Annotated in this window: 7 protein-coding genes; 2 read left to right on the plus strand and 5 right to left on the minus strand. The window is 58.7% G+C overall.

What is annotated here, in order from left to right; translation table 11 throughout:
- Nucleotides 1-54: 54 nt before the first annotated feature.
- On the minus strand, nt 55-1,209 hold the full coding sequence (locus ACNPM8_RS12880) for an acyl-CoA dehydrogenase family protein (protein WP_105657262.1): 1,155 nt from the start codon (nt 1,207-1,209) through the stop codon (nt 55-57).
- Between the two features lie 237 nt (nt 1,210-1,446).
- Here ACNPM8_RS12880 and ACNPM8_RS12885 point away from each other — a divergent pair, with 237 nt between their 5' ends.
- Together ACNPM8_RS12885 and ACNPM8_RS12890 are read left to right on the plus strand one after the other, a co-directional pair.
- Entirely contained in the window at nt 1,447-2,067 is a 621-nt protein-coding gene (locus ACNPM8_RS12885; RefSeq protein ID WP_105657261.1) for a TetR/AcrR family transcriptional regulator, read from the plus strand.
- Between the two features lie 69 nt (nt 2,068-2,136).
- Nucleotides 2,137-2,598: a GNAT family N-acetyltransferase gene (locus ACNPM8_RS12890; RefSeq protein WP_105657260.1), complete on the plus strand. Its 462-nt coding sequence runs from the start codon at nt 2,137-2,139 to the stop codon at nt 2,596-2,598.
- Between the two features lie 445 nt (nt 2,599-3,043).
- Here the strand turns inward: ACNPM8_RS12890 and ACNPM8_RS12895 are convergent, their stop codons facing one another.
- The 4 genes from ACNPM8_RS12895 to ACNPM8_RS12910 form a co-directional block, all read right to left on the minus strand.
- A complete protein-coding gene (locus ACNPM8_RS12895) occupies nt 3,044-4,741 on the minus strand; it encodes an ABC transporter ATP-binding protein (protein ID WP_332486603.1) in 1,698 nt (565 codons plus the stop codon).
- Complete coding sequence (locus ACNPM8_RS12900; RefSeq protein WP_105657258.1) at nt 4,738-5,808, minus strand: ABC transporter permease; 1,071 nt, start codon at nt 5,806-5,808, stop codon at nt 4,738-4,740. Before ACNPM8_RS12900 ends, ACNPM8_RS12895 begins: the two co-directional genes overlap by 4 nt.
- A 51-nt stretch (nt 5,809-5,859) precedes the next feature.
- On the minus strand, nt 5,860-7,377 hold the full coding sequence (locus tag ACNPM8_RS12905) for an ABC transporter permease (RefSeq protein ID WP_448939964.1): 1,518 nt from the start codon (nt 7,375-7,377) through the stop codon (nt 5,860-5,862).
- Nucleotides 7,378-7,518: 141 nt separating this feature from the next.
- Nucleotides 7,519-9,327 (minus strand): ABC transporter family substrate-binding protein, encoded by a 1,809-nt coding sequence (locus ACNPM8_RS12910; RefSeq protein ID WP_400290355.1) that lies wholly within the window; start codon nt 9,325-9,327, stop codon nt 7,519-7,521.
- Between the last annotated feature and the right edge of the window lie 398 nt (nt 9,328-9,725).

Here is a 9,725-nt window from a genome sequence, read left to right on the forward strand (position 1 = left end):
GCCCAAAGAGCGCCACACCCCAAAATCAGGATGCAGCGCCCCCTCTGGCAAGAATCAGAGACCTAAGCTGCGGGCAATGAGCATCTGCTGGACCTGCGTGGTTCCTTCGCCGATTTCCAGGATCTTCGAATCGCGGTAGTGCCGTGCAACCAATGATTCATTCATGAATCCGTAGCCGCCAAAGATCTGGGTAGCATCACGGGCGTTATCCATCGCCGCTTCGCTGGCAATCAGCTTGGCATGCGCGGCTTCGATCTTGAAGTCCTTGCCGGCGAGCATCTTCGCCGCCGCCGCGTAGTAGGCCAGACGGGCCGTGTGGGCGCGCGAAGCCATGCGAGCGATCATGAAGGAGATGCCTTGGTACTGGCCGATGGCCTGGCCGAAGGAAGTCCGGGTCTTGGCATACTTCACCGCCTCGTCGAGGCAACCCTGGGCGGCTCCGGTGGCCAACGCCGCGATGGCGATACGTCCCTCATCGAGAATTTCCAAGAAGTAGGCGTATCCGCGTCCGCGCTCGCCAAGCAGGTTCTCCTCCGGAACTCGCACGCTGCTGAAGCTCAGCGGATGGGTGTCACTGGCACGCCAACCCACCTTGTCGTAGGCCTTCTCCGCGGTGAATCCTTCGGTTCCCGTCGGCACGATGATTGCCGAGATTTCCTTCTTGCCGGTTGCTTCGTCGACACCGGTGACAGCGGTGGCCGTGACGAGGGAAGTGATGTCGGTACCGGAGTTGGTTATGAATTCTTTGGCGCCATCGATAACCCATTCGCCATTTTCCAGTTTCGCTTTGGTCAAGGAAGCTGAGGCGTCGGAGCCTGCACCGGGTTCGGTCAGGCCAAAACCGGCCAAGCGTTCGCCGGCGGCCAGGGCTGGCAGCCACTTCTGCTTCTGGCCCTCGCTGCCAAAGCGGTAGATCGGCATCGCGCCCAGGGAGACGCCGGCTTCGAGAGTGATGGCTACCGACTGGTCTACCTTGCCCAGTTCTTCGAGCGCCAGCGCGAGGTGGAAGTAGTCGCCGCCGGAACCGCCGTATTCTTCGGAGACTGGCAGCCCGAAGAGACCCATCTGCCCCATTTGCTTGACGATGTCATAGGGGAACGCATGGTTGGCATCGTTCTGCGCGCTCTGCGGGGCTACGACTTCCTGGGCGAATTCGCGGACCATGTCGACCAGGTCTTGATACTGGTCGTCGAGTTCGAGATCAATCATCAGGCTCTCTCTTCGTTGAGGGACGAACCGGCATCGGCTGCGGGATGTGCATAATCCGGTGGCGGTCATGTTCTGCGCCAGGTGCGTGAGTTTCTTGGAAGCACACGCCGCGACGCGTATGGTTAATATTTATTAACTGGTTGCTGCCTACGGGTGGGTAAACAGCTACATTTTTGACATTAGTGGCAGCGGTCACACTTGTCCAGACCGAGGCTTGGCAAACGTAAGGAGTTGATTGTGTTGGCGAGCAAATACCAGTCGCTCAATGAACCAACAGAGCGTGAGCGCGCCAAAGCTGAACGACGAGAAGCACTCTTGCGTGAAGCCACTCGACTGTTCGCCTTGAATGGCTACGCGGGTGTTTCGCTGGAGGATCTGGGCGCTGCCTGCGGCATATCCGGTCCGGCCGTGTACCGGCATTTCGCCGGCAAGCAGGCAGTGCTTATCGCTCTGCTAGTAGATATGTCCAAAGATATCTATGCCGGGGGCTGCACGGCCACGGAAGCCGGCGGCACTCCCCTGGAGGTGCTTTCGCGTCTGGTTGATTTCCACACTGACTTCTCGCTGTCCCGCCCGGACATTTTGCAGGTCCAGGACCGTGATTTGAAATCGCTCCCGAAGGCCGAACTGGCATTAGTCCGCAAACTCCAGAACTCCTATATCGGGCTTTGGACTACGGAACTGGCCAAATTGCATCCCACGGGAAGCAAGCAGTCGCACAGATTCCGCGCGCACGCCGTCTTCGGCTTGCTGAACTCGACTGCTCATTCCGCCCACTCGCCGAGGACTAAAAAGTCCGGCCTGAAGCCGTTATTGTCCAACATGGCACTCGCCGCACTCACTTCCCCGGTAGTGTAGGTTTCAAGCCATTGTTCACTGGTGTGCCAATACCGGCACGCTGACCCACACGATTGAAAGGCCTTTATCGTGCAGCTACGAGAAGTCCGCCCTTCCGACTTGGACGCATTCTTCGCTCATCAGCAAGAACCCGAGGCGAACCTCATGGCCGCTTATCAAGCGCGTAACCCAGCCGACCGCGCGGTATTCGACCACCACTGGAACTCGATTCTGAACGATCCGAATGTTCTGGTTCGCACCATCGAGCATGAGGGCGAAGTCGTTGGATCCATTCTGGTCTTCGACGGCGAAGTACCAGAGATCAATTTCTGGACTTCGACCAAGTACTGGGGCAAGGGACTGACCACCAGCGCGGTAGACACCTTCCTCGCCGAATACACCAAGCGCCCATTGACCGCGCATGTGGTCCAGGACAATCTAGGTTCCATCAAGGTCCTGGAACGCCGAGGGTTCAAGACCGTTGGCACCGAGCAGATCTTCTCCAACGCCCGCGCAGAGGTCGTTACCGAAAACGTCATGCAGCTGGACTAGATTCCAAAAGATAGGCAAAAGCTGGCTCTCGGCAGAGAGCCAGCTTTTGCCTATTAACGGGCCTCTACCGCCGAGGTTCCCTTGGTCCTTTCCTGGATCAGCATCGTCCCGCGCCCGGCGCAAAGCCCCAGGCAGGCGTCTGCGGGTTCCGCCCGAGCTGGTTTTCTGCTGCACGATCCGTGCAAGAACGCCAGTGCGGGTCATCCTGTGATTCCTGCAGCGATGAGTGTTGAGCCCGAGGCATTCCCTCTCGTTCAGCTGGTCCAAGTTCCGCCGCCCAGCACCTGCTCGTAGGCCCGCAAGTACTTGTATCGCTTTCCCGGACCGAGGCCGGATCCGGGGAATCGGCTTTCGCCATGTCCAGCTCTCCCGGGCAGACGGAAGGGGCCCGCTTCCAGTGAAAGATCCGGAAACGAGCCCCCTTATTCGTCGTTCAGCTCAGCATCTACTTCGTGCTGTTCAGCAAGCGCCAAGCCTCACGGCGTACTGCCTGCTCATGCGGATCCGGCACCGGAGCCGCGGCCAACAGGCGTTTGGTGTAGTCGTGCGTTGGGGCATGCAGCACGGTATCCACCATGCCCTGCTCAACCGCCCTGCCTGACTGCATCACTACGACCGCATCAGCCAGCATGTCAACGACAGCCAGATCATGGCTGACAAAGAGGCACGCGAAGTTGAAGTCCCGTTGCAGGTCCTGCAGCATTTCCAATACGACTGCCTGAACCGAAACATCCAAAGCACTAGTTGGCTCATCGGCAATCAGCAGCTCGGGGTTCAAGGTCAACGCGCGAGCAATGCAAACACGTTGACGCTGGCCGCCTGAGAGCTCGTGGGGGTATCGGTTGATCACGTTGCGCGGCAGCTTCACCGCATCGAGCAGTTCTTCAGCACGCTTGATGCGCCCTGCTTTGCTGCCAACCTTGTGAACCACCATTGGTTCGGTGATGCAATCGCCAATAGGGAAACGCGGGTTCAAGGATGCTGCCGGGTCCTGGAAGATGACGCCGATTTTCTTGCGAACCGCACGGGCTTCCTTCGGGGAAAGTTTCGGCAGATCATGGCCCTGGACCGACAAGCTGCCGCTAGCCACAGGCAACAAGCCGAGCACCGCCTTGGCGATGGTGGATTTGCCAGAGCCGGACTCGCCCACAATGCCTAGGACTTCGCCCTTGGCAATATCGAAGCTCACCTCTTCCACGGCGCGGAAGATCTTTCCCCGCATGTCGTATTCCAGCACGAGGTCCTTGGCTTCCAGCACCAGCTCGCGTCCTGGAGGCGCAGTTTCGGAGCTGTGCGGGGGCGTCGCAGTAGTAACAGCCGGAGCAGACAAGCGCGGTACCGCGGCCAGCAGGCGCTGGGTGTATGGATGTTCCGGGCGCAGCAGAACTTGCTCCACGGTGCCGGTCTCGACGAGGTTGCCCTGGAACATCACGGCCACTTCATCGGCCATATCCGCGACAACACCCATGTTGTGGGTGATCAGCAAGATGCCGGTATTCAGTCGATCCTTGAGCTCGCGCAGCAGATCGAGAATTTCTGCCTGCACCGTTACATCCAGTGCGGTGGTTGGCTCATCGGCGATGATCACCTTGGGATCGCAGGATATCGCCATGGCAATGACGATACGCTGGCGCTGGCCGCCGGAAAACTGGTGCGGGTACTGCTTGACGCGCTTGGCGGGATCCGGGATGCCCACCATGTCCAGCAGCTCGATGGCCCGGTCGGTTGCTTCCTTGCCATAGGCGATGTCGTGCAGTTCCAGCGCTTCAGTCAACTGCCGCTCAATGGTCAGCACCGGGTTCAGCGCAGTCATGGGCTCCTGGAAGACCATCGCGATGTCGGTGGCACGCATCTTGCGCAGCTTGCCTTCGTCCAGGCCAACCACGTTGACGTTGCCGACCTTGGCGGCACCTGAGACATTGGCGTTTTCCGGCAGCAGGCCCATCGCCGCAGTTGAGGTGACGGACTTGCCGGAACCGGACTCGCCAACCAGCGCCACGACCTGCCCGGGGCGGACGGTCAAGGACAAGCCCTTGACTGCGTGGACGTCTGCACCACCGGTGGCAAAGACGACGTTGAGGTCGGTGAAGCTCAGCGCGTAGCCGTCTGAGCCTTGTTCGTTCATTGGTGCTGCGTGGCTCATGGCTTCTCCTTGCGGGTTGGAAGGGCGAACAGGCCGGCGCGGCGGCGGCGCTTCTTTCCGATTTGGCGCGGGTCGAACGCATCGCGCAAGCCGTCACCCAAGAAGTTCACCGACAGGGCGATGGTAACGATGATCATGCCTGGCCACCAGAACAAATACGGGCGGGTGGTGAAGGCGTTCTGGTACTGGCTGATCAGCAGGCCCAGCGAGGATTCTGGAGCCTTCACGCCGAAGCCCAGGTAGGACAGCGAGGACTCCAGCAGGATCGCGCCAGCGATCGCGAAGGTTGCGTTCACGATGATCACGCCCATGGTGTTGGGGATCAGGTGCTTGAAGATCACGCGGCTGGTCTTCGAACCCATGGCCTGGGCGGCAGCAACGTATTCGCGTTCGCGCAGCGAAAGGATTTCACCGCGCACCAGTCGGGCCAAGCCGGTCCAGGTCACCAGGCCGAGCACGAGGGCCAGGATGATGATGGAACCGGTGGATGCACCAGCCATCTTGCCCAGAACAGCGGCCAGGACCAGCAATGGGATCACGATGAACAGGTCAGTGATGCGCATCAGGATTTCGTCGACCCATCCGCGGAAGTAGCCGGCAACAGCACCGATGACGGTTCCCAGGACAGTGGCGACCAAGCCAACCACAACGCCGATAATGATGGACTTCTGCGTGCCGTTCATGACCAGGGCGAAGTAGTCCTTGCCGACCGAGTCCTGCCCGAAGGGGTGCTCGCCGATGCGGATGCCTTCGCCGCCGAGCCAGGCGGGGACCAGGCTCAAGGTCGGTTTGCCGCCATCCACAACGGCACCAGCGTGGTAGAAGTTCTGTCCCCACCAGCCGGGGATCGGTCCCCAGCCAATGGAGCTGAAAGCGAAAACAGTGATGACGACCAGGATCACCGCGGAAATCATCGCCGGCTTGTGGCTGACGAAGCGCTCGAGAACAATGCGTCCCTGGCTCTTCGGCTTTTCGTGGATTTGGGCCAGCTTGGCGTCTTCCACCTCGGCCACGGAATTCAGGTTCTGCGGCTCGTTCTCGTTCAAGTTCTTGTTCGGGGTGCTCATCGCTGGTCCTTAGGGTTGCAGGCATGAAGGATGTTCATTGGTCCATGCCTCCTAGACTCGGATTCGTGGGTCAAGCAGGGCGTAAACGATATCCGCCAGCAAGTTGAAGATGATTGCGGCGGTACCGGTAACCAGGAAGAACGCCATCACAGGTGCCGGGTCGACATGATCCAGGCCGGTTGCGAACATTTCGCCCATGCCCTTCCAGCCGAAGACGCGCTCGGTGATCACGGCGCCGCCGATCAGGCCGGCGAAGTCGAAGGCGGCGATGGTGGCGATGGGGATCATCGCGTTGCGGAACGCGTGCCGGAAAATCACGGTGCGTTCGCTCAATCCCTTGGAACGGGCGGTGCGGATGTAGTCCTGGCGCTGCACTTCGAGCATGGAAGAACGCGTGTAGCGCGAATAGCTAGCCAAAGAAATCACTGCAAGCAGGATGGTCGGCATCAGCAACTGGGTGCCGTTATCCAGGAAGTGATCCCAGAAACCGCCTTCGAGGTTAGCAGTGGACGACCCGATGGTCGCGATGGGGCGTCCCTTGACGTCCAGGAAACCAGGCCAAGCGCGGAATATGTGATCGACAACGGTCAATCCTGCACCGACAACACCGGTGGCTACGGAGACGGACATCGCTGCTTTGCGCAAGCGGCCGCCCATGAAGCGCCCGACTACTGCCGGAATGGCTACCGCGAGGACCAGTCCGAACAAGAGGATCCATGCGTTTGGTTCCAGCAGCATGTAGAAGGTCGCGTAGTACATGGCCAAGACCAGCACGACGGTAATCAGCGCCGGGTACAGCACGCGCTTTTCCTTCAGGCCAACGCTCATGGCAGTGGCGCTCAAGGCCACGAGTGCCGTCAGCACGATGATGATTGCGGGGCCCATTTGCGGGTAGCGGTAGAAATTCAGCCAAATGCTGTACTGCAGCACCAGCGGGACGAAAACAGCGGCAGCTATGAAGGTGATGCCACGGCGCTTCAAGGAGCCCCCGAGGAACATCTGCAGGACGAGTCCGACGACGATGCCTATGGCTATGGATGACCCCAGGGATATCTGCGGATCCGCCAGCCAGTCGTTGTAGCTGATTGCCAGGTACTCCTTGAGCAGCACAGCTGCCCAGAAGACGGGAAGCGAGAAGAAGAGGAAGGTCATGAAGGTAACGATGTAATCCAGGCCGGAGTACTGGCGGATTGCAGTCAAAACGCCAATGGCGATACCCAGAACCGCGGCGATCACCGTAGCGAGCACTACCAGCCGCAAGGTGGACGATGCGGCGTTGGCCAGCAAGCCGGAGACCTCTACGCCGTTGATATTCTGTCCCAGGTCGCATTGGCCAATCAGGCATTTGCTGGCGCCGGTCAGCCAGTCCCAGTAGCGTCCGTACCAGGGTGCATCCAGGTTCATGTATTCCACACGCTGGGCCATCAAGTACTCGCGGTTATCCGCGTTGCTTTCGCGGAGGTCCTTGAGCGGGTCACCTGAATTGATTACCAGTACGTAGAGCAAGAGCGATGCGGCGAACAGCACGGCAAGTGCTGAGCCTAGTCTCTTGGCGATAAATTTCCACACGGTTCTAATGTCCTACTTTCATCTCACGGAAGTGAGCCGGCCCTTGAGGTTGGGGACCTTTGAACACACTGCGGGGCCCGATTTTTGATCGGGCCCCACATGTGCTCACTCACATTGTGCAAGTACGTTGCCTAGGGGCAATTACTCAGCACGTACCCACTGCTCGGCGTTCCAGACGATCTGGTCCTGCGTTGCGGTGTGACGGACATTTTGGATATCCGAACCCGAGGCGCTCAAGCCTGGGTGGGCGAATACCGGGATGCCGAACAGGTCATCCCACAACAGCTTCTCGATCTTCTTGGTCTGCTCGGCATGGACAGCCGGGTCCAGCGAGCTTGCCAGGGTCGCCCATGCTGCATCGACTTCAGCGTTCGAGTACTGGCCGAAGTTCTGCGGCTTGCCGGTGGCGTAGATGTTCTGGCCGGAACTGATCTGGCCGGAACCTGCCCAAGCGAACAGTGCTACTTCGTAGTCGCCACGGTCTTGCGCACCGTTTGGCGAGAAGAAGTCAGCCGAACCGGTGTCCTCGATCTTGAAGCCCGCTTCATCGCAGGAGGACTTGATGGCCGAGACCTGGTTGGCGCGGCGTTCATTAGGTGCCGAGTAGCCGATGCGTACTTCGGTACCCACAGCGTCCTGCTCTTCGAGGATCTTCTTGGCGCCTTCGATATCAACCTGGTCGTAGCGGCCGTCGTAGGATGCGTCCACTACTTCCTGGTAGTTATCCTGGAACGGGAAGACTTCGCGGGAGTTCATCACGATGGCGTCAGGGTTCAGCGGCTTGATCAGGTTGTCAACAATCTGCTGACGTGGAACACACATGGCAAAGGCCTTGCGCAGTTCCAGATTGGTCATTTCGTTGCCCTTGGCGAAGTTGAAGTCAAGGTGCTCCCAGGTCAGGGTGTCGCCCTTCTGGATTGCTACAGCGTCGCCAAGATTCTCCAGCTGCGCGAGCGTATCAACGGTGGGCTGCGGGTTAATGACGTCAACGTCTTTATTCTGCAATGCCTGGACCATGCTTGCGTCTTCAAGGAAGCGGAAGGTCAGTTCCTTGGTTGCAGGCGCGGGGCCATAGTAGTTCTCGTTGGCAACCAGGGTTACGGACTCTCCAGCTTTCCAGCTACCCAGCTTGTAGGGGCCGGATACAGGCGAGATCTTCTCATCGGGCAGCTTGCCCGGGTCAGTCATCCAGCCTTCGTTCCAGAAATCGGCAGCCTTCTTCAGCTTGTCGGATTCCCCACCGAGAATGGCTTTGACGAGCTCTTCGGTGCTCATGCCCGACTCTTCGGCCACCACATGTGCTGGGTGGAGCATCCATGACTGGAGGGCCCAGTCCGGGTCAGGCTCGGCGAATTCAACAGTGAATTCCTTGCCATCCCAGTCGCCCTGCGGACCAGCTGGAACAGTGTCGCCGAGATCAACAGAGACCGAGTTGAACAGCGGCTTGTCCTTGGCACCTTCGTTGAGGTTCAGGTTCTGCACTGCCCATGCCAGCACGGAGTCGGCTACGGTGATCGGCGTGCCATCGGACCATTTGGCTTCTTCGTTGATGGTGTACTTGATGGTGAGCGGATCATCGCTCACCTTCTCATAGCTGCCCAAGGCCTCGTTGGGGTACAGCGTGCCGTCAGTACCGAAGTAGCTGAACCCAGCGAACATCCGGTCCACGATGGCCGAGTTGTAGGTGGAATAGGTGTTCGGAGTAAAGCCGTTGTAGCTCAGGAATTCCGGGGCACCTACGGTGACGTTGATATTGTCTTCGGCAGTCTTGATATCACCCAGATCGGCTTTGCCGCTGTTTGCTGCTTCTGCCGAACCGTTGCCGCCACCTGCGCCAGCATCCTTTGATGCATCGGCGCCTGTGTCTCCGCCGCCTGGTGCACAAGCCGAAAGGGCCAGGGCCAGTGCTGCGCCTACAGCTACTGCTTTCGAAACGCGCTGAAACCGCATTTCGCCTCCTTGAGTTCTTGAACGATACGAGTGCTGGATCGGTGGATCCAATGTGGACCAGATCACATGATCAATCCATTGAGCAATAGACTAACCCGAATTTTCTGGCTTGGATATAGAAAGAAGCGCTTCAGATAATGCCGCGACTCTCCCCCTGAGAGTCATTCGCAACGCGCTTGTTACCCACGGGTTTACGAGATCCAGCTCACATCCCCGAGATTTCAAGGATTTCTTTCAGATTGGGAAAAATCAATCGGGCAACTGTTTCATGCATGTTGACTCGCGGAGTGATTTATAACATTTTTGCAACGTTTGTTTCAGATTGATTAAATCTGAAATATTCGTTGAATATGACGTTGCTTGAGCTCAGGTTAAGCGCAAAATGGGCCGGGGAAACC

This window comes from Glutamicibacter sp. AGC46, from assembly GCF_053543715.1.